Origin of the sequence: gamma proteobacterium SS-5, from assembly GCA_009497875.2 — a bacterium.
Classification (GTDB): domain Bacteria; phylum Pseudomonadota; class Gammaproteobacteria; order Chromatiales; family Chromatiaceae; genus Magnetovirga; species Magnetovirga frankeli.
This window is the reverse complement of the sequence record CP032508.2, coordinates 461,330-486,468: the sequence shown is the minus strand read 5'-3', so window position 1 is coordinate 486,468 and position 25,139 is coordinate 461,330. Positions and strand designations below refer to the sequence as shown.

Genomic DNA, 25,139 nt, shown 5'->3' with positions numbered 1-25,139 from the left:
GTCAATTCAACCGCTGCCGCTGCTTGGGCCGCTCCTGCATCTTTGCCTTGAAACGAAAGCGGTGTTTGCCACGCCAGCCCTGGATGCTGACCTGGGTGCCGGGCTGGGTATCGGCGATCAGCTGGGTCAGCAGCAGGGTATCGCGCACCTCCTTGGCGTTGAACTGGGTGATGATATCCCCCGGTGCCAGACCGGCCTGGTCCGCCGGACCATTGCGCATCACGGCGGTGACCAGCACGCCCTTGATGTTTTTCAGATCAAAGGTCTCGGCCAGCTCCGCCGTCATCTCCTGGCCGGACAGCCCCAGCCAGCCCCGGCGCACTCGGCCGTACTGGATGATCTGCTCCATCACGCCCATGGCCAGATCGGCCGGTATGGCGAAACCTATACCCTGGGAGCCGCCGGATTTAGAGAAGATCACCGTATTGATGCCGACCAGGCGGCCCTGGGCATCGATCAGGGCACCACCGGAGTTGCCCGGATTGATAGCGGCATCGGTCTGGATGAAGTTCTCATAGGTGTTGATGCCCAGCTTGTTGCGCCCGGTAGCGCTGATGATGCCCTGGGTCACGGTCTGGCCGACGCCAAAGGGATTGCCTATGGCCAGCACCACGTCACCGATGCGGATGCGGTTGATATCAGCAATGCCAATGGCAGGCAAGTCCTTGCGCTCGGCGCGCAGCAGCGCCAGATCGGTGTCCGGGTCGGTGCCTATGACCTCGGCGTCCAGGGTACGGCCGCTGGCGGTGGCGACCTGAATACGGTTGGCCCCTTCGATCACATGGTGATTGGTGAGAATATAGCCATCGCGCACCACCACCCCAGAGCCCAGGCTGGTCTCCAGCCGTTGGCGCGGTTCGATGCGCAACTGATCGCCGAAGAAGTGCTGGAACAGAGGGTCATTGAACAGGGACAGCCCAGGCTGCACCCGCACCTTGGCGATGTAGATGTTGACCACCGAGGGCAGTGCCCGCTCCACGGCGTCGGCATAGGACAGGGGGGCTGAGGCAGGTGCCCTTGCGGGGGCGGAAGGCTGGGCCAGCAATTGGCTGTGCAGCAGCAGGACGATCAGGGTCAGGGCCAGCCCGGCGAGGCTGGATTTGAGCACAAAGCGCGGGCCAAGAGTGAATTTCATCAGCGGAGAACCTATGCCAAACCTATACGAGATCGAGCGTTATTGTAACACCCTGTTGCAGGTGCAGGCCTTCAGCGACTACTGCCCCAATGGCCTGCAGGTAGATGCCGGAGCGGTGGAAATCAAGCGGCTGGCCACGGCGGTGAGCGCCTCGCAGGCGGTGATCGAACAGGCCCTGCGCTGGCAGGCGGAATTGTTGCTGGTGCATCACGGCTATTTCTGGAAGAACGAGGCGCAGCCCCTGGTGGGGATCAAAGGGCGGCGGGTTCGGCAGCTGATGCAGGGCGGCCTGAGCCTGCTGGCCTATCATCTGCCGCTGGATGCCCATGTCGGGCTGGGCAACAATGCCGAACTGGGCCGACGGCTGGGGCTGGAGGGCCGGCCCCTGGAAGAGCATGGCCTACTCTGGATCGCCGATCTGGAGACACCCTTGGGGGTGGGCAAGTTCACCCAGCGATTGGACCTGGCACTGGGCCGCACCCCGCTGCGCTTTACCGCCAAGGGGGAGATCCAACGCGTGGCCTGGTGCACCGGCGCGGCCCAGGGCTACATCGAACAAGCCGCCGCGGCCGGGGCCCAGGCCTACATCAGTGGCGAGGTCTCCGAACCCACCTACCACCTGGCCGCTGAGCTGGGCCTACACTACTTCGCCGCCGGTCACCACGCCACCGAACGCTACGGCGTACAGGCCCTGGGCCACCACCTGGCAGAGGAGTTCGGCCTGGAGATGACCTTCCTCGATCAAAACAACCCGGCGTGACGGAGGACGGAGGGCAGGGGGCTGTTATGGTCGCTTCGCGCCATTTATTACGGGGATTGTGGTAATGAGCCAGTACTTGCACTTCCAAGCGGTCTGCCCTTTCTGGGGTTAAGATGACACCGGATTTTCACCGGAGCAGACCCATGGCCGATCACAGCGGCAGCGCGATGAGCTGGCAGCAAACCCTGCGCGCCTTTTTGCACCCTCGGGTGCTGACCATGCTGTTTTTTGGCTTTTCCGCCGGCATTCCCATCTTGCTCATCTTTTCCTCCCTGGGGCTGTGGCTGCGGGAAGCGGGGGTGGATCGCGCCTCGGTGACCTTTTTCAGCTGGGCGGCCCTGGGCTATTCCTTCAAGTTTGTCTGGGCACCCCTGATCGACCGGCTGCCGGTGCCGGGGCTGACGCGCCGCCTGGGGCGGCGGCGGGCCTGGATACTGCTGGCCCAGCTGGGCATCATCGGCGCCATACTCTGGATGGCCAGCACCGACCCCCTGGACCCCGGCCAGCTCACCCGCATGGCCCTGGCGGCGGTGCTGCTGGGCTTTTCCTCCGCCACCCAGGACATTGTCATCGATGCCTACCGCATTGAGTCGGCGGGCAGCGAGCTACAGGCGCTGATGTCCTCGGCCTATATCGCCGGTTACCGCATCGGCATGTTGGTGGCCGGCGCGGGCGCCCTGTTTCTGGCCAGCTGGTTTGGCTCGGAGCTGGGCAGCTACAGCTATCAGGCCTGGGCCTGGACCTATAGCCTGATGGCCGCCACCCTGCTGGTGGGCCTGGCCACCACCCTGATCATCGACGAGCCCGAGGTCAACCGCAGCCTTGAGACGCAGCGGGATACCCGGGATTACCTGGGTTTTGTCGCCCTGTTCGCCATCGCCCTGGCCGGTTTTATCCTGGGCTTTGTCTATTCCGCCGATGTGGCCGCTAGCGCCAAGGCCGCCCTGGCCTCGGCCCTGGGCAATCGGCATCTGGCGGAGTTTCTGGTGGAGCTGCTGCGCCTGGGCCTTGCCCTGCTGCTGGCGGTGCTGCTGGCGCGGCTGTGCATCCTGGCCGGTCTGGTCAAGCGGCAGATGGTGCAGGAGACCTACATCGAGCCGATCCGGGATTTCTTTGCCCGCTACGGCCTGGGCCTGGCCTGGCTGCTGTTGGCCCTGGTGGGGCTGTACCGCATCTCGGACATAGTCCTGGGGGTGATCTCCAACGTGTTTTTTCAGGATTTGGGCTTCACCAAGACCGAGATCGCCAGCGTGGTGAAGACCTTCGGCCTGTTCATGACCCTGTTCGGCGGTTTTCTGGGGGGCTTTCTGGCCATGCGCTTTGGGGTGATGCGCATACTCTTTCTCGGCGCCCTGCTCACCGTGCTCACCAACCTGCTCTATCTGCTCCTGGCCAGTGCCGGTAATGATCTGTTTATCTTGTATTTTGTCATCTCGGCCGACAATCTCACCGCAGGCCTGGCCAGCGCCGCTTTCATCGCCTTCCTGTCCAGTCTGACCAATGTCTCCTTCACCGCCGTGCAGTACGCCATCTTCAGCTCCCTGATGACCCTGCTGCCGAAGATCATCGGCGGCTATTCGGGCACTATGGTAGATAGCCTCGGTTATAGCAATTTCTTCATTATCGCCTCGCTTATGGGGGTGCCCGTTCTACTGCTGGTGAAGCTGGCGCAGAAGCGCTTTAATCTTGCCCAGGAAGACAGGGCCTGATGGGGTTGGGACCATTTGGCCGATTTTCGCTCAAGTTTCCAGCGCGCCTGCCGCCAACCTGATCGGGTAATTGGCGATGATATGCGTCAAGACAGGTCTATCGAGTTGACATTTTTTACCGGATTTACGGGGGAACCCACATGGCCAACAGTATCCAATCCATCGGTCTTCCGCCTCAGACCCAGGCGCAGAATTCGGCCCAGGCCGGGGCGCTGAAAGAGCGCGGCGCGGCGGCTTCCCGGGCAGAAACAGGCGCTCTCGGCGCGGTGGCCGATGACAGCCTTGAACTGCGCAAGCCCTCTGCCCAGCAACTGCTCAATGACCAGATCATGCAGGCCATCGGCGGCCTCAACGATTACCTCAAGGCGGAGGGCTTTGAGACCATAGAACGCCTCGATCCGGCCGACTACACCCCGGATAAGGTCTCGGATCGCATCCTCAACTTCATCGATCTGTCTATCAAGCAGGCCGAGGCCAAGGGGGCCGACGCCGACGAGCTGGAGCGTATGCGCGAGCAGGCCCGTGCCGGGGTCGAGGCGGGCTACAAAAAGGCCTATGACATGCTTGAGGGGCTGGGCATGATGCAGGGCAAGGTCAAGGAGGATGTGGAAAAGACCTACGAACTCCTGCAACAGGGCCTGGACCGCATGGACCGGGGCGAGCCCCTGCTGGCGGGCGAGGCGGAAAAGGCCAACACAGGGCTGGAGGTGAATGCCCAGGCCGAGTCCCGCAGCCTCACCCTGGAGATCCAGACCGCCGAGGGCGACAAGATCAGCATCGACCTGCAGCGCAGCAGCAGCAACGCCAGCCTGGCCTATCAGGCGGAGGATGATAACGGGCGCTTCTCCCTCAACATGCAGCAGCGCCAGAGCGAGTTTTCCTTCCAATACCGGGTAGAAGGCAACCTCAACCAGGAAGAGGAGCGGGCGATCAAGGACCTGCTCAAGGACGTGGACAAGCTGGCCGATGATTTCTTTGCCGGCAACACCCCGGACCTGCTCAAGACAGGGCTGAAGAACGGCTTTGACTCAGACCAGCTGGGTAGCTTCAACCTGCAGATGAACCACAGCCAGAGCCGCCTGGCGGCCAGCGCCTATCAACAGGTGGATCAACTGGAAGGCCGCCCCAGGGACAGGGCTCCGGGCACCCCGCCAGGTCAATTGTTACAGCAGCTGCGTGACAGCGGTGAACGGGCCGGTCTGGCCCTGGGCGAGCGTTTTGGCAACCCCAGCGATATGCTGAAGGAGCTACTGGTGCAGCGCCTGGAGTTGGAACCTCGCTTCGACTCGACCTTCGGCAAGGATAGCGGCGATGAAGCGCCGGAAACCCCACAAAGTCTGACCGACAAGATGCTGCAGACGGTGAGTGAATAGCGTCACAGCAGCGGCGGATAGGTTGTAGCCGGATGGAGTGCAACGGAATCCGGGCTTGCTACTCAAAAAATTTGAAGCGGTTGGCCTCCCCCTTTGCAAAAGGGGGATTGAAGAAATCCCCCCTAGCCCCCCTTTGTAAAGGGGGGTTTGAGTCTCTCCTAACAGCGCAGCCGGGATATCCCACATCCAGCGGCGTCCTGTCCCAATTGCCAAAGGGCCCGCAGGGCGTCAGTCCTCCAGATAGGTGTAGCCGTACAGCCCGGCCTTGAGTTCATCGTAGTAGTGATCGGCGATGCGGGCCGGGATCTTGGCCTGCTGTAGCTTCTGCCGGTAGCTTTCCAGCATGGCGTCGGTGTCGAAGTGGACGTAGCGCAGCATCTCGTCGATGGTGTCGCCCTGCTCCGGACGGCTCAGCTGATAGCCGCTGGGGGTGAGTTCTATGTTCACCGTGTCGGTATCGCCAAATAGGTTGTGCAGGTCGCCGAGGATCTCCTGATAGGCCCCCACCAGAAAAAAACCGATCAGGTAGGGCTCGCCGGGCTTGTCCGAGTGGACCTGCAGGGTGGACTCTATGCCCTCCTGCTCGACGTACTGGTTGATGCAACCGTCGGAATCACAGGTCAAATCATGCAGCTTGGCGCTGTGAGTGGTGGGCTCGTTGAGCCGGTGCAGGGGCATCACCGGGAAGATCTGGTCCACCGCCCAGACATCGGGCAGGGACTGGAACAGGGACATGTTGACGAACAGTTTGTCGGCAAGGATCTTGTTGATCTGATCCAGGGTCTCGCGGTGGCGCTTGGAGTCGGCTCGCAACAGGGGCTGCACGGTGCGACAGCTGTGGTAGTAAAGCTGCTCGGCCAGGGCGCGCATCTCCAGGTTGAGGGCCCCCTGCTGGAACAGCTCATTGGCCTCGTCCAGGGCGTGTTCGGCCTCGTGAAACAGCTCCAGGGCGGAGAACTCATCCAGCTGCTCCAGATTGTCGGCCATCATCTGCAGCACCTCCGGGGCATTCTCCGGCAATGTGGGCATTATCGGGCTGCCGGGGGCGTGTTCGCGGTCGCTGACATTGGCCAGCAGCAGGGCGTGATGGGCGGTGACGGCGCGGCCGGATTCGCTGAAGATGTCCGGCGGTGGCAGGTCCTGCTCCTGGCAGATGCGGTTGAGCGCCTTGACCACCTCGCGGGCGTAGCTCTCGGCGCTGTAGTTCATCGAACAGTGATGGCGGGTGCCGGTGCCCTCGTAGTCTATGCCCAGACCACCGCCGACATCGATCACCTCGATGCCGGCCCCTAAGCGCATGAATTCACCATAGAAGCGGGCCACCTCGGCCATGGCGCGGCGGATGTCGCGCAGATTGGGTATCTGGGAGCCGATATGGGCGTGCAGCAGACGCAGGCAGTCGAGCATGTTCTCCTGCTTCAGGCGCTCGATCAATTGCAGCAGTTGCAGCGAGGTGAGGCCGAACTTGGAGTTGTTGCCGCCGCTGTCCTGCCAGTTGCCCGAGGCGGTGGCGGCCAGGCGCAGGCGTACCCCCAGCAGCGGGGTGATGGCCAGGTCGGCGGCCTCCTCCAGAACCAGGTCCAGCTCACTGAGCTTGTCGATGACGATGTAGATGCGGTGCCCCAGGGATTGGCCGATCAGCGCCAGGCGGATGTATTCACGGTCCTTGTAGCCGTTACAGACGATCACCCCATCGGGCCGCGACAGGGCCAACACCGCCATCAGCTCCGGCTTGCTGCCCGCCTCCAGGCCAACGCAACTGGGGCTGCCGTTGATGATCTCCTCCACCACTACGCGCTGCTGATTGACCTTGATCGGATAGACCAGGTTGTAATGACCCTGGTATTCGAATTCTTCCATGGCTGTGTGAAAGGCCTTGCAGATGACGCCAACGCGGTGATGCAGGATGTCGGTGAAGCGCACCAGAATGGGCCAGGACAGGCCAGACTCACGGATCTCCTGAGCCAGCTGGTAGAGATCGATGGTGGTGCTGGCATCGGGATCGGGCTTGGCGCAGAGGCGACCCGCGCCATCGATCTCGAAATAGCCGTTGCCCCAGCGCTGGATGCCGTAGTGGTGGTGATTCGGACCGCTCATGAAAGTCTCTCTGGATGGGGGAAAAGTCCGCAAATGAACACAAATGCACGCAGATAAAGTCAATAAACCTAAAGTCGGCAGTTAAGCCACGGAGCACACAGAGATAAATTAGGCTGAAATATCAAAATCAGCATGTTAGCAATGCATGAATTCAATACTCTGTGCTCTCTGTGGCTCTGTGGCTAAATGCTGGTAAAGCTGGCCGCTATTCTTTCAGCCATTGTACGCGATACAGGTCCTGGCGGCGGTCGCGCAGGTTACGCACACTGCCGGTGTGGTGCATCAGTTGCAGCTTGTGCAGGTCCAGATCGGCGATCAGGCTCATCTCGGTGTTGGGGGTGGCCTCGGCGGCAATGGCATCGTGCGGAAAGCTGTAGTCCGAGGGGGTGAATACCGCCGCCTGGGAGTACTGTATGTCCATGTTCTCCACATTGGGCAGGTTGCCCACGCTGCCGGTGATGACCACATAGCACTCGTTCTCAATAGCGCGGGCCTGGGCGCAGCGGCGCACCCGCTCGTAGGCGTTCTTGGTGTCGGTCCAGTAGGGTACGAACAGGATCTGCAGCTCCTGCTCCGCCAGCAGGCGACCAAGCTCCGGGAACTCCACGTCATAGCAGATGAGGATGCCGATGCGCCCGGCATCGGTTTCGAGCACCCGCAGCCCCTCGCCACCGCGCAGGCCCCAATAGCCGAACTCGTCCGGGGTGATGTGCAGCTTGTACTGCCTATCCCAGGTGCCATCACGGCGCAGCAGGTAGGAGACGTTGCGCAGCACCTGGTTTTCGTACTCGGGCATGCTGCCGGCGATGATGTTGATGTTGTACTCCAGGGCCAGGCGCAGCATTTCGTCGCGTAGCTGATCGGTGTAGCTGGCCAGGTCGCGGATGGATTGGGCCGGGTTTTCCTGGTTGAACTGCACCATCAGCGGGAAGTTGAAGAATTCGGGAAACAGCACAAAATCGGACTTGTAGCCGGCAATGGTGTCAACGAAGTATTCCACCTGCTGCATCAGGTCGGTGAAGCTGGCGGCCGGGCGCATCTGCCATTGCACCGTGCCTACCCGCACCGAGTTGCGGCGGCTGTTGAGGTCCTTGCTGTCGGCCTCATAGTGGATGTTGATCCATTCCAGCAGGGTGGCGGCGGCACCGGAGTCGCGGTCGTCCGGGGCGTAGTTCTTGATCATGTGGCGCACATGAAAGCCGTTGGCCAGCTGAAAGCTGAGCACCGGGTCGTGCAGCTCCTTGTTCACCACCAGCTCGATGTATTTGGCCGGGCTCATCTCCTTGGCCTGCTTGCGGTAACCGGGAATGCGGCCGCCGGCGACGAAGCGACGCAGATTCAGGCGCACGCACAGATCCTTGCGCGCCTCGTACAGGCGGCGACCCAGGCGCAGGTCGCGGTAATCGGGGTGGACGAAGATATCCACGCCATAGAGGGTATCGCCCTTGGGGTCGTGGGTGGTGAGAAAGCCGTTGGCGGTGATCTTCTTGTAGCTGTGCTCATCGCCGTACAGGTCATAGTTCACCACCAGGCTGATGGCGGCGGCAATCACCTTGCCCCGGTCCTCGATGCACAGCTGGCCCTCGGGGAAGTGCTTGAGCTGGGAGAGAAACTGCTCCTTGCTCCAGGCACCGTCCAGGGTTGGATAGGCGGCGTCCATGGCCAGCTTGAAGCTGGGGTAGTCAGACTCCAGCAAGGGCCGCAGGACCAGCTTATGCGCCTGGTCCTTTTTCTTGGCGATTTTTTTTGACGGTTTTTTGGTTTTGTTGTGGTCGGCTTTGGCCATGAATTCTTCCTAACCCGGCGAGGCGGGGATCATAAAAGGACGCAGAGGACGCAGAGGACGCAGAGAAGCTCAGAGATCGCGGAGCTAAAAAGCAATTCGGGAGATAATTAAAGTGCATGCTCTGCGAACTCTGCGCTTCTCAGCGTTCTCTGCGTCCCAACTAAAATTGGCCAAACTATAGCCCGGAATCGCCATCAGGACAGCCGGGATTTGAAGTCCTGGTAACCAAATTGGCGTACCAGCTTTAGCTCGCCCTCACGAGTCCAGATGGCCAGGGCCGGCAGGTTGACGCCGTTGAAGGTGGTGTTCTTGACGAAGGTGTAGTGGATCATGTCCTCGAATACCAGCTTGTCGCCCACCTGCAGGGGCTCATCGAAGCTGTAATCGCCGACCACATCACCGGCCAGGCAGGTGTTGCCGCCGAGCCGGTAGCTATGGGCCTTCTCGCCGGGCTGGCCGCTGCCTGTGACCCTGGGCCGGTAGGGCATCTCCAACACATCGGGCATGTGCGCCGCCGCTGAGGTGTCCAGCATGGCTATAGCCACATTGTTGCGCACGACATCCAGCACCGAGGCCACCAACACGCCGGTGCGCCAGGCCACGGCGCCACCCGGTTCCAGATAGACCTTGACGCCATGGCGCTCACGGAAGTCGCGGATCAGGCGAATCAGCAGCTCGACGTCGTAGCCCTCTCGCGTCATCAGGTGACCCCCGCCGAAGTTGACCCATTTCATCTGCGGCAGATAGGCGCCAAAGCGCTGCTCGAAGGCCGTCAGGGTGCGCTCCAGGCTGTCGGTGCCGCTTTCGCACAGGGCGTGGAAGTGCAGGCCCTCAATGCCGTCAAGCAGCTCGGGGTGAAATTCATCCGGGGTAATGCCCAGGCGCGAGGTGGTACCGCAGGGGTTGTACATGTCGGTGGTAACTTCGCACACCTGGGGATTGACGCGCAGGCCACAGGACACGCCGGCGGCCAGGGCCTGGTCCTTGAACCGCGCCCACTGGCTGAAGGAGTTGAAGATCAGGTGATCGGCCAGCTCCAGCAGCCGGGGCATCTCGGCATCCGTGTAGGCCGGGCAATAGACGTGCACCTGGCGACCAAACTCCTCGCTGGCCAGCAGGGCCTCGTTGAGCGAGCTGGCGGTACAGCCCTGCAGGTACTGGCGCACCAGCGGGAAGGTGCTCCACATGGCAAAGCCCTTCAGCGCCAGGATGATCTGGCCACCGGACTCGGCCTGCACCCGCTGCATCAGCTCAAGATTGGCCAGCAACTTGGCCTCCTCCAGCACGTAGCAAGGGGTGGGTATCTGGGAAATATCAAGTTCGGGCATGGCTTTGTCCAGTCAAAGAAGGACGCAGAGAGCGCAAAGAAGCGCAGAGGACGCGGAGAAAATCAAAATCTCTGCGTGCTCTGCGCTTCTCCGCGAGCTCCGCGTCCTGAATTATTCAGGCAGGCTGTCGATATCGATGTCGTTTTCGACGTCCACCCAGGGCAGGCCGTGTTGGTTCAGGGCGGCCATGAAGGGATCGGGGTCGAACTGCTCCATGTTCCAGACGCCGGGCTTCATCCAGTGGCCCTGCAGCATCATCAGGGCGCCGATCATCGCCGGCACACCGGTGGTGTAGGACACTGCCTGAGCAAGGGTTTCCCGGTAGCATTCCTGGTGGTCACAGATGTTATACACATAGCGCTGCACCGGCTGGCCGTTCTTGCTGCCCTTGGCGATGACGCCGATGTTGGTCTTGCCGACCGTGCGCGGGCCGAGGCTGGCGGGGTCCGGCAGCAGGGCCTTGAGGAACTGGATGGGCACGATCTGCTGACCCTGGAACTCGATGGGCTCGATGGAATCCAGGCCGATGTTGCGAAACACCTCCAGGTGCTTGAGGTAGGCGTCGCCAAAGGTCATCCAGAAGCGCATGCGCTTGATGCCGGGGTAATGCTTGGCGAGGGATTCCATCTCCTCGTGGTAGAGCAGGTACATGTTCTTCTCGCCCACCTGGTCGAAGTCGAACTTGCGCCGGATCTCCATCGGCTGGGTCTCGACCCAGGCACCGTCCTGCCAGTAGCGGCCGTTGGCCGTGACCTCGCGGATGTTGATCTCCGGGTTGAAGTTGGTGGCGAAGGCGTAGCCGTGGTCGCCGCCGTTGCAGTCGAGGATGTCCAAGTAATCAATCTGATCGAAATGATGCTTCATCAGATAGGCAGTGAATACATTGGTCACGCCGGGGTCGAAGCCGGAGCCGAGCAGGGCCATCAGCCCGGCCTTCTCGAAGCGCTCCTGATAGGCCCACTGCCATTTGTACTCGAACTTGGCCTCATCCAGGGGTTCGTAGTTGGCGGTGTCCAGATAATGCACGCCGGTTTCCAGGCAGGCATCCATGATGGTCAGGTCCTGATAGGGCAGGGCGACGTTGATCACCAGTTCCGGCTTGACCCGCTGGATCAGCGCCACCAGCTCGGGCACCTGATCGGCGTCCACCTGGGCGGTATCGATGCGGCGGCCGGTCTTCTGCTGGATCTCTTCGGCGATCTGCTCGCACTTGGACTGGGTTCGGCTGGCCAGGCAGATACAGGAAAACACCTCGGGCAGCTGGGCGCACTTGTGCGCCACCACCCGACCAACGCCACCGGCACCAATGATCAAGACGCTGCTCATCAACAAAAACTCCTGCAATGAAATGAAAGGGAGGCCCCAGGGTATTACAGCCAGGTTACGGCTTGCCTATGGGGAATAGGATCAGGAAAATCTGCGGCGAAATGTACCACAGCTTGCGCTAAACTTGTCCGCCTCTGCGTGCCCTGTGCATCTTTGAATGTTGTACAGTTCATTGGCACCCATCGGCGGACCTGTTCCCCAGCAAAACCACAACCATGCTGATTCAAACCCACTCGCAACAACTGATTGCCACCGCCGAAAATTGGTGGGTGGACTGCGCCTTGGCCGCTCTCGATTGGCGTGGCCGCTTTGATGTCGCCCTCTCCGGTGGCCGTACCCCGCGTCGGCTGTATCAACGCCTGGCGCGCAATCGCCTGCTGCGCGGTCACTGGGGGCAGATCGGCCTCTGGTTTGGTGATGAACGGGCTGTGCCGCCAGCACATGCCGACAGCAACTACCGCATGGTGCTAGAGGCCGGTCTGAATCCCGAGCTGGGCGTGCAGCTGGAGCGCATACCCGGCGAGCTGGAGCCGACCCTGGCCGCCGAGCGCTATGCCAAACAATTGGGCAGCCTGCCCCAGCGCGGTGGCTGGCCGCTGTTTGATCTGGTCATGCTGGGCATGGGGGCGGACGGCCATATCGCCTCCCTGTTCCCCGGCTCGGCCAATCTGGCGGAAGGGGACAAGCCGGTCTCGGCCTGCCCTGTGGCCGCGCTGGATAGCTGGCGTATCAGCCTGACCCTGCCGGTGATCGCCAATGCCCGCCGCATCCTGGTCCTGGTGGCCGGGGCAGACAAGGCCGAAATGCTCCAGCGGGTGCTGCACAAAGGGGACCCGGCCTACCCGGCAAGCCAGATAGCCCGCCTGGATCAGGCCGACTGGCTGGTGGCCCTGGATGACAAGGGGCCGAATGCCTGAGCGGGTGGTTGAATGACCGGATTCCAGTACAATCGCCGCCTGTTTCTGGGTCCCGGCAGCTGCCGGATGGGATTGAAGTCTATGAAGTCAGCCCCTGCACGGTCGCGTCCGGGATGAATTTTCGCACCTATAACAGCATCCTGCGCCTGGCCACGCCGATGATCTTTCTGCGCCTGCTCTGGCGCAGCCGCAAGAATCCGGTGTATCGGCAGAAATGGCGCCAACGGCTGGGCCATTGCCCGATCACCATGATCCCCGGTTGTCTGTGGATCCACGCCGTCTCCGTGGGCGAGGCCCAGGCCGCCGAGCCCCTGGTGCGCCAGTTGCTGCAGCGCTACCCCGAGCGGGAGATATTACTCACCACCACCACCCCCACCGGGGCCGATCACGTCCTCAAGCTGTACGGCGAGCGGGTCCATCACTGCTATTTCCCCATCGACCTGCCCCGTGCCGTAGGTCGCTTTCTCGACCGGGTGCAACCTGGCCTGCTGCTGCTGATGGAGACCGAGATCTGGCCCAACCTGCTACAGACCTGCCGTAAGCGCGGCATCCCCAGCCTGCTGGCCAATGCCCGTTTGTCGGAGAAGTCTGCCCGCCGCTATGCCAAGGCCGGTGACCTGACCCAGCAGGTGTTCGGCTGGATCGACTGTATCGCCGCCCAATCCGAGGCCGATGCGGCCCGCTTCCGCGGTCTCGGCGTTGCGCCGCAGCGGGTGCAGGTCACCGGCAGCCTGAAGTTCGATCTCAACCTGCCCGCCAGCCTCTACGAACAGGCCGAGGTACTGCGCCGGGGCTTTGGCCAGCAACGGCCGGTGTGGGTGGCGGCCAGCACCCGTGACGGCGAGGAGGCGCTGATCCTGCAGGCCCAGCACGACCTGTTGCAGCACCTGCCCCATGCCCTGCTGATCCTGGTGCCACGCCACCCGGAGCGCTTCGACGCGGTGGAATCCCTCTGTCGGCAGAGGGGTTTTGTGGTCCAGCGGCGCTCGCGCCAGCCCCAATGTCAGGCCGATTGCCAGGTCTATCTGGGCGACAGCATGGGCGAGCTGCCCCTGCTGCTGGCGGCGGCCGATGCCGCCTTTGTCGGCGGCAGCCTGGTGCCCCTGGGTGGGCACAACGTGCTGGAGGCGGCGGTACTGGGCAAACCGGTATGTTTTGGCCCGCACATGTTCAACTTTGCCGCCATCAGCCAACTGCTGCTGGATGCCGGTGCCGCAAGCAGGGTACAAGGCCCCGGCGAACTGGCCGAGCTGATGGCCAGGTGGCTGAGCGATGCCAGCCTGCGCGAACAGCTGGGCGAGCGCGGTAGGGCGGTGGTAGAGGCCAACCGCGGGGCCGGCCAGCGGTTGCTGGGGCTGATCGCTGAGTTACTGGGGTCCAAACCCAACCAATAGATCCTGCCCAATCCCTGAAATTCGGGTTTCGACCCTGCCGGGTTGGGATCATAATAGGCCCTATGCCTGTATCTGACCTTTCACAGATCGATCGTTTCAGCCTGAGCCTGCTGCTTGCGCTGCTGCTGCATGGGATGTTGCTGCTGGTCCATTTCGAGTTCGAGCCGGGGCCTGCCCAGCGTCTGCAGCGGGCCTTGGAGATCACCCTGGTGCGCCACCCCCGGCCGCCGGAGGAGAACCCGGAGGCGGACTTTCTCGCCCAGACCAGCCAGCTGGGGGCAGGCGAGCAGACGCAGAAGAAACCGCCAAAAACGCGCCAGATACCACCCGCGCAGCGACCCCAGGAGCAACCGCCGCAACCGCAGATGGAGCTGGCCGAGCCCGAGGCCAGCCCGCCGCCAGCGGCCATCAGTCGGCCCAGCCGCAAGCCCAGCCCCCCCGCCGACAGCGCCCCGCGCAGCAAGTCCAAGCCGCAGCGCCAGGTGGGTGCCCTGTTGGCGGCGCGGGATCTGGAGATCGCCCGCCTCACCGCCGAGCTGGATCACAAGCTGGACGCCTCGGCCAAGCAGCCCAGGCGCAAATACGTCAGCGCCTCCACCCAGGAATACAAATACGCCGCCTATCTGCAGGCCTGGCGCAAGAAGGTGGAGAAGGTCGGCACGCTGAACTTCCCGGATGAGGCCAAGCGCAAGAAACTGTACGGCAACCTGGTGCTGCAGGTGGCGCTGCGGGCCGATGGCAGCATCGAGGGCATACAGCTGCGCAAGTCCTCCGGGCACCGGGTGCTGGACGATGCCGCTATCCGCATCGTCCGCCTGTCTGCCCCTTTTGCCCCTTTTCCCGCGAATATTGCCGCCGAGACTGATATTCTAGAGATCATGCGCACCTGGCAATTCGTCAGTGGCCAGCCGCTGTTCAAGAGTAACTGACCGACAGAGACAGATGATGAATCCGGATAACAACCAGTTGACCAACCAGTTTCTCATTGCCATGCCCGGGATGCAGGATCCCAATTTCAGCCGCACCCTGAGCTTTGTCTGCGAACATTCCGCCGGGGGCGCCATGGGCATCATCATCAACCGGCCGGCGGAACTGGTGCTGGGCGACATCCTCGACCAGCTCTCCTACAACACCGGCAGCGAGATCGTCTATCGCCAGCCGGTCTATCACGGTGGTCCGCTGCAACCGGAGCGGGGCTTCGTTATCCACAGCGACAACAGCGTCTGGGACTCCACCATGGCGGTCAGCGAGCACATTAGCGTGACCACCTCGCGCGACATCCTGGAGGCGATCGCCAAGGGTGAAGGCCCGGCCAACATCCTCATGGCCCTGGGCTACGCCGGTTGGGGGCCGGGCCAGCTGGAGGCCGAGCTGAGCGACAACGTCTGGCTCAGCGGTCCGGCCAGTGACGAGATCCTGTTCCGCGCCCCGGCGGAGCAACGCCTGGCCCTGGCCGCCAGCCAGCTGGGCATAGACCTGAACCTGATCTCTACCCAGGCGGGACATGCCTGACCCGGCCAGCGAACGGCCCCAGCCGGGCAGCCGCTCAGGGTGATCCTGCTTGGCTTTGACTACGGCACGCGCAAGATCGGCGTGGCCAGCGGCCAGGACCTGACCGGCCAGGCCGCGCCCCTGACCACCCTGGCCATGGTCCAGCAACGGCCGGACTGGGATGCCATCGGCCGCCTGATAGCCGAATGGCGGCCGCAGCGGCTGATTGTCGGCCTGCCACTCAACATGGACGATACGCCGACCTTCCTGACCGAGCGCACGCGTCGCTTTGCCCGGCAACTGGAGGGCCGCTACCGACTGCCGGTGGAACTGGTGGATGAACGCCTGACCAGCAAGGCGGCCAAGGCCGAGTTTGGTGAATTCAGTAAGGCTACGCGGCGTCTGGGGCTGGACGCCTTCGCCGCCAAGCTGATCCTGGAGACCTGGCTGGCACAACAGGTGCCTGCTCCCTGATCGCGCCCTTCACCCTAACGATCAGGGGGGAGGGGGGGCAAACGAGCGCTTCGCGACTTTCACAGTAAGGCACATGAAACGGACAGCATCGCCCCGGAACATGAAACTCCTGGCCACCTCGGGGTTCGGCTGCTCCTGTAGCCCGGATGAAGCGCAACGGAATCCGGGGTTGCCGCTGGGTAGGGCCACGCCTTCCCTTAGCACCTCCGAGCCAGCGCCCGGAGCCGCCAGGATGGCTGGCTGCGGCAATGCTGTTTCCCAGTAGCCACAGCAGGCCATGCCACCCGCAGACAGAACACCACGACCCCTGAGTTATTCATGCAGTTGAAAGGCATCCAACGCATTCTCGGCATCCTTTTGATGCTGTTCAGCCTGACCATGCTGCCGCCGCTGCTGGTCTCCTGGTATTACCAGGACGGTGCCCTGCTGGCCTTCCTCAATGGCCTGGCCCTGCTGTTTCTGCTGGGGCTGAGCGCCTGGGCACCGGTGCGCGACTTCAAGCGTGAGCTGCGCCTGCGCGATGGCTTTCTTATCGTGGTGATGTTCTGGACCGTGCTCGGCCTCAGTGGCGCGGTACCTCTGCTCCTGTCCGACCTGCACATCGGCCTTACCGATGCGGTGTTTGAGTCCATCTCCGGCCTGACCACCACGGGTGCCACCGTCATTGTTGGCCTGGATGATCTGCCCCGCTCCATCCTCTATTACCGCCAGCAACTGCAATGGCTCGGCGGCATGGGCATCATCGTCCTGGCGGTGGCGGTGCTGCCCATGCTGGGCATAGGCGGCATGCAGATGTACCGCGCCGAGACGCCGGGGCCGATGAAGGACAACAAGCTGACGCCGCGCATCACGGAGACGGCCAAGGCCCTCTGGTATATCTACCTGGGCCTGACGGTGGCCTGCGCCCTGGCCTATTGGGCGGCAGGCATGAGCCTGTTCGATGCCATCGGCCACAGTTACTCCACCGTGGCCATAGGTGGCTTTTCCACCCACGATGCCAGCATGGGCCATTTCAACAGCAGCCTGATCGAGATGATCGCGGTGCTGTTCATGCTCATCTCCGGGGTCAACTTCAGCCTGCATTTTCTCGCCTGGCGCCATCGCAGCCTGCGCGGTTATCTGCAGGATGCCGAGTTTCGCTTCTACATCGGCGTGCTGGCCACGGTCACCCTGGTGGTCACCCTGGTGCTCTATTGGCAGAACATCTACCTGGACTGGGAGACCGCCTTTCTCAAGGCCATCTTTCAGGCGGTATCGATCGGCACCACCACCGGCTTCACCACCGCCGAGTACCACGTCTGGCCCGGTTTTATCGCCATTTTGCTGCTGTTTACCAGCTTCATCGGCGGTTGCGCCAACTCCACCGGCGGCGGCATCAAGGTGATCCGCATCCTGCTGCTGATCAAGCAGGGCATGCGCGAGATCATCAAGCTGATCCACCCCAGCATCCAGATCCCCATCCGCCTGGGCGGGCGTATCATCTCACCCAAGGTGATCGAGTCGGTGTGGGGCTTCTTTGCCCTCTATGTGGGCACCTTTACCCTGATGTATCTGGCCCTGGCCCTGACCGGCCTGGACCTGATGACCTCCTTCTCGGCGGTGGCCGCCTCGATCAATAACCTCGGCCCCGGCCTGGCCCAGGTAGGAACCAACTACGCCGGCATCAACGACACCGCCAAGTGGATACTCTGCTTTGCCATGATCCTTGGCCGCCTGGAGATCTTCACCCTGCTGGTGATCCTCACCCCGGCCTTTTGGCGTCAGTGAGGCGGTTTCAATGCGTCCACCCGGCCAGCCCTTTTTAGCGGGCAAATAAAAACCCTCTACAGAGAGGGTTTAGTTCAACCACAGGCCCTTGCGACCCGGTCACATTGGGTTAGGCCCTTGCTCAGGGCCAGTGCCACAAGGCGGTAGGGGTCCGTTTAGGCCATGCATTCAGGCTCAGCCACCCCGATCATCCTCAACGCTCGCAGGGAAGGGCAGGCGTGGATTGGGGTGGTCCAGGGGCATATCGACATAGGCCTGGCGGCTGGCCTCTGTCTCAAAATAGATGGTGAGATTGCCATCGATCAGGTAGGGGTGGCCGCCAATGTCTTTGATGTCCCTGCCGGTCATGGGGTCTATGGTATCGACCCGGTACTCCGGTTCATGCAGCCTCAGGCTCTGGGTCTGGTCACGGGGCAGTGGATCGGTGGCGGTCCAATTGGCGAATTCAAATCGGATGGCCGGTGCGGTCTGGACGGGGGATGTCGTGTGCATGTCATTCTCCTGAAGCACCACCTACCTTCTGTATGGTTGCACAAACTGTGCAGATTCCCTTTCGAAAACCCCAACCTTATCCAAGGTGCTCATTAGCAGCATGGGGCGGGTGATGCTGATTAATAACTTAGCAGAATAGTCAGTAATAAGCCAATTAAATAATCTAATAGGCCAAGGGCTCGGACCATTGACCTGCCTGTTGACCCCTGTATCTCAAGCGCTGTGGCCAAATGCCTTTTTGCCACGGCGTCGATTTAAGCCATTCGCTCGGCTCAGGCTGGCCATGAAGAGCACCTCGGGCCATGCACTGTTTTTGTGCGCAAGGCATCGGTATTGGGCACTAACTTGAGGCAACCGGACCTGCGCGGCCCAAATGCAGAATAAAAAAACCCTCCATGGCCACGGCTTGGCCAAATCTTTGTTGTAAGATAGCGCTCCTTTTACCTGCACCAATTTGGGGTTTTATTGATGAGATACACCAGCCTTGACGAATTTCTTCAACAGGTCAGCGACAAGAATCCAGGCCAGCCTGAGTTCCTCCAGGCCGTGACCGAGGTCATGGATAGCCTCTGGCCCTTTATCGCGGAACACCCCAAGTACGCCGAGCATGGCTTGCTGGACCGGCTGGTGGAGCCGGAGCGGGTGGTAATGTTCCGCGTCTCCTGGGTGGACGACCATGGCGATGTGCAAGTCAATCGGGGCTACCGCATCCAGCACAATATGGCTATAGGGCCTTACAAGGGCGGCATGCGCTTCCATCCCTCGGTGAACCTGTCGGTGCTCAAGTTCCTGGCCTTTGAACAGACCTTCAAGAACGCCCTCACCACCCTGCCCATGGGTGGCGGCAAGGGAGGTTCCGACTTCGACCCCAAGGGTAAAAGTCCGGGCGAGGTGATGCGCTTCTGTCAGGCCTTCATCAGCGAGTTGTACCGGCATGTGGGCGCGGATACCGATGTCCCCGCTGGTGATATCGGCGTGGGCGGGCGCGAGGTCGGCTTCATGGCGGGTATGCTGAAGAAGCTGACCAACCGGGCCGACTGCGTATTCACCGGCAAGGGCATGAGCTTTGGCGGCTCCCTGATCCGCCCCGAGGCCACCGGCTATGGCACCGTCTATTTCGCCGCCGAGATGCTCAAGACCCGCAACCTGTCCCTGGAGAACCTGCGCGTGTCGGTCTCCGGCTCCGGTAACGTTGCCCAGTATGCGGTGGAGAAGGCCATGGCCCTGGGCGCGCGGGTGATCACCGTATCTGACTCCAGCGGCACCATCATCGATGAGGAAGGCTTCACCCCGGAGAAACTGGCTATCCTGATGGACGTAAAAAACCACCACTATGGCCGGGTCAGTGATTATGCCGAGCGCACCGGCGCACACTTTGAGGCGGGCATCAACCCCTGGAGCCTGGCCACCGATATCGCCTTGCCCTGTGCCACCCAGAACGAGCTGTCCGGTACCGATGCCGCCACCCTGATCAAAAACGGCGTCAAGTGCGTGGCCGAGGGGGCCAACATGCCCTGCACCGCCGAAGCGGTCAAGGCGTTCGAAGGTGCCGGCGTGCTGTACGGCCCGGGTAAGGCAAGCAACGCCGGTGGCGTGGCCACCTCTGGGCTTGAGATGAGCCAGAACGCCCTGCGCCTGTCCTGGCCCAGAGACGAGGTGGATGGCCGCCTGTTGCAGATCATGCAGGGCATCCACGCCGCCTGCGTCAAGCATGGCACCCGCGCCGATGGCAGCGTCAGCTATGTGGATGGGGCCAACATCGCCGGTTTCGTCAAGGTGGCCGATGCCATGCTGGCCCAGGGCGTGATCTGATTTTGGCCCCAGATCAGCCCTATTCCGCGCCCCACTGCTCGGTGGCTATGGCATCGCCCAGGTCGGCCTGGATCAGGCGTGCGCGTACCTCCAGCAGGCGCTCGATCAGGGCCGGTTCAAAACGGCCGTAGGCCTCGGCATCGGGCTCGCGCTTGACCACCACGCCAAGCAACTCGGTGATGGCGTTGCCGATGGAGTTCTGGCTGATGGTGACGATCAGCTTGCCCGCCTCGTTGCGGTAGATCAGTTGCTTGAAGGCCGGTTGCCAGCGGATGGCGTTGGCGTAGGCCGGGTCTTTGATGCACTGTTCGCGCACCTTCTTGGCCGCGCCCATGAAGCAGTTGTTGAACAACAGCACGCTCTCCACCTGCTGCGGGTAATAGACATCCGCCAGCATGGGCGAATTGCGGCTGGAGACCTGGGCGAAAAAGCTGCGGTAGAAGTCGAGAAAGCCCTTGAGGATCTCGTCGTACTCCTGCCAGAAGCGGATCTCTTGTAGGGCCTCGGTGCCGCCCTGGATCTCCCAGCAGGGCAGGCCTTGGGGGTAGCCGGTCAGGCGCAGGCTGGATTCGTGATTATCCAGGGGTTTGAGGATGCGCAGGTCCAGCGCCTGTTCAAAAAACTGCCGATAGACATCCCGCATATAGGCCTGAAACAGGGAATGCTGGCCGCCATCGGTGAGATTGGGGTTGGCCACATCGGCCAGCCGCGCCTGGCGCAACTGTTCCATGGGAAAGACGATGAAATGGTTGTGTAGCATACGGATGCTGGGCACGCCGGGCGAGGTCAGCGGCCAGGTGGCATCCAGGCTGGCCTCGCCGGCCAGCACCAGGGCCTGCTCCGGGTCCGGGTAGCGCTCCAGCAGGTAGTCGATGATGATCTGGTTCATGCGGTTCCAGACCTGTTTCACCTCGGTCGGTACCTGGGTACGGCGTACCGGCCGACCCAGGGGGTTGAGCACGGTCTTGGAGGTGTTGTAGATGATGGAGGTGTCGAACTCGGTGCTATGCCCCAGGGCCTTGCGGTAGAGCAACAGGTCCTCGGCGTTGACCAGCAGGCCATTGTTGTGGATCAGATCATTGAGGTTTTCGGTACTGTTGAAGAACTCATTGGGCTTCATCCCCTCCGGCACCTCCAGCGGGATGGGACGGAAGGGGGTGGTGATTTCGCGGGGTCCAATCTGCATGGCGGGCCTCTTTGGGTAAGATCTCAAAGGCGCGTACTTTACCCGAAAAGCCGCTCAACCACAGACAGCAGCGGATTGAAAAGCCTCCGCAGCGCCCATAGAATTGCCCCAGGTTAAGGCCAGGGGCCAGCAAAGCCACTCAGGAACATTAAACATCGCTTGGCCACTTCGGGAATCAACAATACCCGTAGCCCGGATGCAACTAAGCGATGTCCTGAGCCTGCCGAAAGGCCTGTCGAAGGGCGGAATCCGGGCTGCCCCTTTGTACTTCCGAGCCAGCGCTCGAAGCTCCCAGGATGAGTGGCTCGGCAGCAGCGCAACGGATAAATCCTTCTCTGTGCGCTCTGAGGCTCTGTGGCTAATTGCGCTTTTTGGGTTCAATACATGTCATTTACCGCCGAATTGCGGCACATTCTACTTACGGAGAAATTATCCATGCCAACCTATGATTACCGCTGTGAGGCCAATGGCCGTATCGTCGAGGTCAACCACCGCATGAGCGAAAAGATGGAGAACTGGGGCCAGCTCTGCGCCAAGGCCGGGCTGGAGACCGGTGACACCCCCAGTGAAACCCCGGTGACGCGCATGGCCACCGGTGGCAACATCATCGGTGCCAGCAGTGGCGGCGGCGACCTACCGCCCATGCCCAGCTGTGGCAGTGGCGGCTGCGGTGGCGGCATGTGCGGCCTGGGCTGAGGCGGAACTTGAGGGCCAGAAGAAAGCAAGGATGGCAGAGACGAAAATCGCAGCCCAGGCAATGTTTACCATGCTCTTCTCTGACTATTTCCTTGTTCAACTCTGTGATCTCTGCGCTTCTTTGCGTCCTCTGCGTCCTTTTTGGTTAAGGCTTCGCCGGGTCAGGGTCAATCGGAAATATCTAACTCCTTGAGCTTGCGGGTCAGGGTGTTGCGGCCCCAGCCAAGCAGTTTGGCGGCCTCTTGCTTGCGCCCGCCGGTATAACTTAGGGCGGTTTCCAACAGGATGCGCTCGAAGTCCGGCGCAGCCTCGCTGAGCAGGTCATCGCGGCCCTGTGTCAGAGCCTCTTGGGTCCATTGCCGCAGCATATCCTGCCAGGCGGGTTGGCCCTGCCCGTTACGCAGGCCCGATTGACCCAGTTCCGCGGGCAGGTCCTCGACGTGGATCTCCTGCCCCGAGGCCATCACCGTGAGCCAACGGGCGGTGTTTTCCAGTTGGCGTACATTGCCCGGCCAGTCCAGTTGCTTGAGAAACGCCTGGGTAGGGGGCAGCAGGCGTTTGGGCTCGCCACCTAGCTCGGTTGCCGCCTGCCGAAGAAAATGCTGCATCAGCAGGGGGATATCCTCGCGCCGCTCGCGCAGGGCGGGCAACTGTATGCGGATCACGTTGAGACGGTGGAACAGGTCTTCGCGGAAGCGGCCCTCCGCCACCTGTTGCTCCAGATGCTGGTGGGTGGCGGCGATGATGCGGACATCCACGGATACCGGCTCATGGCCGCCGACCCGATAGAACTCGCCGGTGGCCAGTACCCGCAGCAGGCGGGTTTGCAGTTCGGCGGGCATGTCGCCGATTTCATCCAGAAACAGGGTGCCACCATTGGCCTGCTCAAAGCGGCCGCTGCGGCGGCCCTGGGCACCGGTAAAGGCACCCTTTTCATGGCCAAACAGCTCGGATTCGAGCAACTCCCTGGGGATGGCGGCCATGTTGAGGGCGATGAAGGCCCCGCCCGATCTGGGGCTATGGCGGTGCAGGGCATGGGCCACCAACTCCTTGCCGGTGCCGGACTCGCCATTGATCAGCACGGTGATGTTGGATTTGGCCAGACGGCCGATGGCGCGAAACACCTCCTGCATGGCCGGGGCCTCGCCGATGATTTCGCTGACCCTTTGCTCGCCGCCTGGGCGGGTGGGGTTGCGCTCCTTGCTGAATCGACATGCCTTGCCTACCTGTTCTATCACTTCATCCAGATCAAAAGGCTTGGGTAGATACTCAAAGGCACCGCCGTCGTAGGCGGATACGGCGCTGTCCAGGTCCGAGTGCGCGGTCATGATGATGACCGGGATCTGCGGCTGCTCGGCGCGGATGCGCTGCAGCAGGCTCAGACCGTCCATGCCGGGCATGCGGATGTCGGAGAGGATCACGTCCGGTGCCGAGCGGGCCAGTTCGCGCAGGGCATCGGCGGCACTGGTGAAGGCGGTGCAGTCCAGACCGGCCTTTTTCAAGGCCTTTTCCAGCACCCAGCGGATCGATCGGTCGTCATCTATGATCCAGACCCTATGCATCGACCGGCTCCAGTGGCAGTAACAGGGTGAAGGTGGTTTCACCGGGGCGGCTGGCGCATTCGATCAGTCCGCCGTGCTGGCTGATCAGGGACTGGGCAATGGACAGACCAATGCCTACGCCACCGGCATGGCCGCTGACCATGGGGAAGAAGATCTTCTCTTGCAGGTCTTCGGCAATGCCCGGTCCGTCGTCCTGGATATCCACCTGCAGCACCAGCCGGTGGCGCTGGTTGCCTATGGTGTATTGGCGCTGGACCCGAGTGCGGAACCGGATGTGGCCGTTCTCGCCCACGGCACGGGCGGCGTTGCCGGCGATATTGAGCAGGGCCTGGATGAGCAGGTCCGGCTCGGCCATGAACTCCGGGATACTGGGGTCGTATTCCCGCTGCACCTCGATGCTCTGGGCGCTTTCGGCAAGGATCAGCTGACGCACCCGTTCCAGGACCTGGTGGATGTTCACTCGGGTAAAGGCGGGCAGCTTATTCGGCCCGAGCAGTTTGTTGACCAGGGCCTGCAGACGATCGGCCTCTTCGATGATCACCTGGGTGTATTCCCGCTGGCTGGGGTCGTGCAGCTCCTGTTGCAACAGCTGGGCGGCACCGCGCAGGCCGCCGAGGGGGTTCTTTACCTCATGGGCCAGATTGCGCACCACGGCGGCGGCGGCCTTCTGCTGTGAGATCAACTGTTCTTCCTTGCTGATGCGCATCTGCCGGTCCACCTGTTGCAACTCCACCAGCAGGCCCTGGCTGCCAACCTTGTCTTGCAGGGGGGTGGCGGTGCAATCCACCCTTATCTCCTGGCCATCGGCCAGTTGCAGGAGCAGGCCACGCTCGGTGAAGGGGCGGTTGCGGCTCATGCTCAGGCACAGGCGCTGGCGCTTGCCCGGCCTGGGGCTGCTGAGCAGCTGATCCACCGAGCGGCCCAACAATACCTTGCTGCTGGCGGCAAACAGCATCTCGCCGGCGGGGTTGATATACAGCAGCCGCAGTTGTGCATCGAACAGCAGGATTGAGCTGTTGAGATTGTCGAGAATGCCTTGTTCGATCTGTTGCATGAGCCCTTCTAGCCGGATGTTTCCTTGCCCTTTAGCAATATCCGATCCAGTCTTGTTTGTTGCTCCCAACTGTATGAATAAATGCTTTTTTAAACAAAGTGTTATTATATTTATTCAGGGTTTGAATCATGCCATCTATGGAAATCTATCCCGCTCGGGCTGCGCGGGTTTTGTTTAAGTGGGGATTATGCACTATTTTGGTGCATAGGGGGATGCAGGCAGGGGCTTGAGGCTTATGGAGACTTTTTTACCCTGGGTTGGTGCAGATAGAAGCTGATCAGGCGGCTGGCGGCTCGGCGGCGGCCTTCGGCATCACGCACTATGACCTGCAGATCATGGGCCCCACGCTGGACGCCGCTCAGCTGGGTTGAGGGCTGCGGACCGCGGGCCCGGACCTGGCCGTCGAGCAGGAACTGGAACTCCAGGCCTGGCTCCGGGGCAGGTCTCAGCCGGGCCTGTACCTGGACTATGCCTGCGGCGCTGTGGATGCTTTGCTCCGGCCTGGGGGAGAGGATCTCCAGCCGGTATGCGATGGGCGCTTCCTTCGCCTTTTGGGCCGTTTCCGGCTGGGTGGCGGGGGGCGGTGCGGTATAGACGCTGGGTTGCTTGAGCTTGATCTTTTCTGGCGGTTTGACCTCTGCCTGCCCATCTGGGTACTCATCGCCAAAATGGACCCGGCCCTGGGCATCGGTCCAGCGATATACCTCAGCGGCGCAGAGCAGCTGGGGCAAGAGCAGCAGGGCAATAAATAGAGGGTGCATGGGGCTAGTCTAGTGAATT

General features: G+C 61.9%; 21 protein-coding genes. 11 read left to right on the top strand and 10 right to left on the bottom strand.

Features of this window, described 5'->3' with window-relative positions; all coding sequences use genetic code 11:
* Window position 1: 1 nt before the first annotated feature.
* Complete coding sequence (locus D5125_07465) at window positions 2-1,135, bottom strand: trypsin-like peptidase domain-containing protein (GenBank protein ID QFY89338.1); 1,134 nt, start codon at window positions 1,133-1,135, stop codon at window positions 2-4.
* 13 nt (window positions 1,136-1,148) lie between these two features.
* On the opposite strand from D5125_07465, the gene D5125_07460 reads away from it, so the two are divergent.
* The 3 genes from D5125_07460 (at window position 1,149) to D5125_07450 (ending at window position 4,977) form a co-directional block, all read left to right on the top strand.
* Window positions 1,149-1,895, top strand: coding sequence for a Nif3-like dinuclear metal center hexameric protein (locus D5125_07460; GenBank protein ID QFY89337.1), 747 nt, complete (start codon window positions 1,149-1,151; stop codon window positions 1,893-1,895).
* A 167-nt stretch (window positions 1,896-2,062) separates the two neighbouring features.
* Complete coding sequence (locus D5125_07455) at window positions 2,063-3,604, top strand: MFS transporter (protein ID QFY91084.2); 1,542 nt, start codon at window positions 2,063-2,065, stop codon at window positions 3,602-3,604.
* Between the two features lie 140 nt (window positions 3,605-3,744).
* Window positions 3,745-4,977 (top strand): DUF5610 domain-containing protein, encoded by a 1,233-nt coding sequence (locus D5125_07450; GenBank protein QFY89336.1) that lies wholly within the window; start codon window positions 3,745-3,747, stop codon window positions 4,975-4,977.
* Window positions 4,978-5,205: 228 nt separating this feature from the next.
* On the opposite strand, the gene speA is transcribed toward D5125_07450, so the two are convergent.
* The 4 genes from speA to D5125_07430 form a co-directional block, all read right to left on the bottom strand.
* A complete protein-coding gene (speA, locus tag D5125_07445) occupies window positions 5,206-7,074 on the bottom strand; it encodes a biosynthetic arginine decarboxylase (GenBank protein QFY89335.1) in 1,869 nt (622 codons plus the stop codon).
* 205 nt (window positions 7,075-7,279) lie between these two features.
* Window positions 7,280-8,860 carry a GNAT family N-acetyltransferase gene (locus D5125_07440; protein QFY89334.1) on the bottom strand — a complete coding sequence of 527 codons (1,581 nt, stop codon included), beginning with the start codon at window positions 8,858-8,860 and terminating at the stop codon, window positions 7,280-7,282.
* 194 nt (window positions 8,861-9,054) lie between these two features.
* Window positions 9,055-10,188, bottom strand: coding sequence for a carboxynorspermidine decarboxylase (gene nspC / locus D5125_07435; protein ID QFY89333.1), 1,134 nt, complete (start codon window positions 10,186-10,188; stop codon window positions 9,055-9,057).
* Between the two features lie 111 nt (window positions 10,189-10,299).
* A complete protein-coding gene (locus tag D5125_07430; GenBank protein ID QFY89332.1) occupies window positions 10,300-11,514 on the bottom strand; it encodes a saccharopine dehydrogenase family protein in 1,215 nt (404 codons plus the stop codon).
* A gap of 215 nt (window positions 11,515-11,729) precedes the next feature.
* Here D5125_07430 and pgl point away from each other — a divergent pair, with 215 nt between their 5' ends.
* From pgl to D5125_07400, 6 genes are all read left to right on the top strand, one after another.
* The gene (pgl, locus tag D5125_07425) at window positions 11,730-12,431 is read left to right on the top strand and encodes a 6-phosphogluconolactonase (protein ID QFY89331.1); all 702 of its coding nucleotides are present in this window, start codon (window positions 11,730-11,732) and stop codon (window positions 12,429-12,431) included.
* Window positions 12,432-12,544: 113 nt separating this feature from the next.
* Complete coding sequence (gene waaA, locus D5125_07420; protein ID QFY89330.1) at window positions 12,545-13,825, top strand: lipid IV(A) 3-deoxy-D-manno-octulosonic acid transferase; 1,281 nt, start codon at window positions 12,545-12,547, stop codon at window positions 13,823-13,825.
* Between the two features lie 62 nt (window positions 13,826-13,887).
* Window positions 13,888-14,754: a TonB family protein gene (locus D5125_07415; protein QFY89329.1), complete on the top strand. Its 867-nt coding sequence runs from the start codon at window positions 13,888-13,890 to the stop codon at window positions 14,752-14,754.
* A gap of 16 nt (window positions 14,755-14,770) precedes the next feature.
* Entirely contained in the window at window positions 14,771-15,337 is a 567-nt protein-coding gene (locus tag D5125_07410; GenBank protein QFY89328.1) for a YqgE/AlgH family protein, read from the top strand.
* Window positions 15,338-15,376: 39 nt separating this feature from the next.
* Complete coding sequence (gene ruvX / locus D5125_07405; GenBank protein ID QFY89327.1) at window positions 15,377-15,790, top strand: Holliday junction resolvase RuvX; 414 nt, start codon at window positions 15,377-15,379, stop codon at window positions 15,788-15,790.
* Between the two features lie 318 nt (window positions 15,791-16,108).
* On the top strand, window positions 16,109-17,557 hold the full coding sequence (locus D5125_07400; protein QFY89326.1) for a potassium transporter: 1,449 nt from the start codon (window positions 16,109-16,111) through the stop codon (window positions 17,555-17,557).
* A gap of 174 nt (window positions 17,558-17,731) precedes the next feature.
* Here the strand turns inward: D5125_07400 and D5125_07395 are convergent, their stop codons facing one another.
* The gene (locus D5125_07395; protein QFY89325.1) at window positions 17,732-18,049 is read right to left on the bottom strand and encodes a hypothetical protein; all 318 of its coding nucleotides are present in this window, start codon (window positions 18,047-18,049) and stop codon (window positions 17,732-17,734) included.
* A gap of 468 nt (window positions 18,050-18,517) precedes the next feature.
* Here D5125_07395 and gdhA point away from each other — a divergent pair, with 468 nt between their 5' ends.
* A complete protein-coding gene (gdhA, locus tag D5125_07390; GenBank protein QFY89324.1) occupies window positions 18,518-19,861 on the top strand; it encodes an NADP-specific glutamate dehydrogenase in 1,344 nt (447 codons plus the stop codon).
* A gap of 19 nt (window positions 19,862-19,880) precedes the next feature.
* Here the strand turns inward: gdhA and D5125_07385 are convergent, their stop codons facing one another.
* Entirely contained in the window at window positions 19,881-21,047 is a 1,167-nt protein-coding gene (locus tag D5125_07385) for a hypothetical protein (protein QFY89323.1), read from the bottom strand.
* A 435-nt stretch (window positions 21,048-21,482) separates the two neighbouring features.
* On the opposite strand from D5125_07385, the gene D5125_07380 reads away from it, so the two are divergent.
* Entirely contained in the window at window positions 21,483-21,743 is a 261-nt protein-coding gene (locus D5125_07380) for a zinc ribbon domain-containing protein (GenBank protein QFY89322.1), read from the top strand.
* 167 nt (window positions 21,744-21,910) lie between these two features.
* Here the strand turns inward: D5125_07380 and glnG are convergent, their stop codons facing one another.
* The 3 genes from glnG to D5125_07365 all read right to left on the bottom strand — a co-directional run bounded on the left by glnG (window position 21,911) and on the right by D5125_07365 (window position 25,120).
* Entirely contained in the window at window positions 21,911-23,305 is a 1,395-nt protein-coding gene (glnG, locus tag D5125_07375; protein QFY89321.1) for a nitrogen regulation protein NR(I), read from the bottom strand.
* Complete coding sequence (gene glnL / locus D5125_07370) at window positions 23,298-24,359, bottom strand: nitrogen regulation protein NR(II) (protein ID QFY89320.1); 1,062 nt, start codon at window positions 24,357-24,359, stop codon at window positions 23,298-23,300. Before glnL ends, glnG begins: the two co-directional genes overlap by 8 nt.
* 233 nt (window positions 24,360-24,592) lie before the next feature.
* Window positions 24,593-25,120: a DUF4124 domain-containing protein gene (locus tag D5125_07365; protein QFY89319.1), complete on the bottom strand. Its 528-nt coding sequence runs from the start codon at window positions 25,118-25,120 to the stop codon at window positions 24,593-24,595.
* Window positions 25,121-25,139: the final 19 nt, after the last annotated feature.

Coding starts and splice junctions, on each gene's coding strand:
- D5125_07415 (QFY89329.1), top strand. CDS start 13,888: ATGCCTGTATCTGACCTTTCACAGATCGATCGTTTCAGCCTGAGCCTG.
- nspC (QFY89333.1), bottom strand. CDS start 10,188: ATGCCCGAACTTGATATTTCCCAGATACCCACCCCTTGCTACGTGCTG.
- D5125_07395 (QFY89325.1), bottom strand. CDS start 18,049: ATGCACACGACATCCCCCGTCCAGACCGCACCGGCCATCCGATTTGAA.
- D5125_07380 (QFY89322.1), top strand. CDS start 21,483: ATGCCAACCTATGATTACCGCTGTGAGGCCAATGGCCGTATCGTCGAG.
- D5125_07430 (QFY89332.1), bottom strand. CDS start 11,514: ATGAGCAGCGTCTTGATCATTGGTGCCGGTGGCGTTGGTCGGGTGGTG.
- D5125_07440 (QFY89334.1), bottom strand. CDS start 8,860: ATGGCCAAAGCCGACCACAACAAAACCAAAAAACCGTCAAAAAAAATC.
- speA (QFY89335.1), bottom strand. CDS start 7,074: ATGAGCGGTCCGAATCACCACCACTACGGCATCCAGCGCTGGGGCAAC.
- D5125_07385 (QFY89323.1), bottom strand. CDS start 21,047: ATGCAGATTGGACCCCGCGAAATCACCACCCCCTTCCGTCCCATCCCG.
- D5125_07410 (QFY89328.1), top strand. CDS start 14,771: ATGAATCCGGATAACAACCAGTTGACCAACCAGTTTCTCATTGCCATG.
- D5125_07460 (QFY89337.1), top strand. CDS start 1,149: ATGCCAAACCTATACGAGATCGAGCGTTATTGTAACACCCTGTTGCAG.
- pgl (QFY89331.1), top strand. CDS start 11,730: ATGCTGATTCAAACCCACTCGCAACAACTGATTGCCACCGCCGAAAAT.
- D5125_07450 (QFY89336.1), top strand. CDS start 3,745: ATGGCCAACAGTATCCAATCCATCGGTCTTCCGCCTCAGACCCAGGCG.
- D5125_07400 (QFY89326.1), top strand. CDS start 16,109: ATGCAGTTGAAAGGCATCCAACGCATTCTCGGCATCCTTTTGATGCTG.
- waaA (QFY89330.1), top strand. CDS start 12,545: ATGAATTTTCGCACCTATAACAGCATCCTGCGCCTGGCCACGCCGATG.
- glnG (QFY89321.1), bottom strand. CDS start 23,305: ATGCATAGGGTCTGGATCATAGATGACGACCGATCGATCCGCTGGGTG.
- gdhA (QFY89324.1), top strand. CDS start 18,518: ATGAGATACACCAGCCTTGACGAATTTCTTCAACAGGTCAGCGACAAG.
- D5125_07465 (QFY89338.1), bottom strand. CDS start 1,135: ATGAAATTCACTCTTGGCCCGCGCTTTGTGCTCAAATCCAGCCTCGCC.
- D5125_07365 (QFY89319.1), bottom strand. CDS start 25,120: ATGCACCCTCTATTTATTGCCCTGCTGCTCTTGCCCCAGCTGCTCTGC.
- D5125_07455 (QFY91084.2), top strand. CDS start 2,063: ATGAGCTGGCAGCAAACCCTGCGCGCCTTTTTGCACCCTCGGGTGCTG.
- glnL (QFY89320.1), bottom strand. CDS start 24,359: ATGCAACAGATCGAACAAGGCATTCTCGACAATCTCAACAGCTCAATC.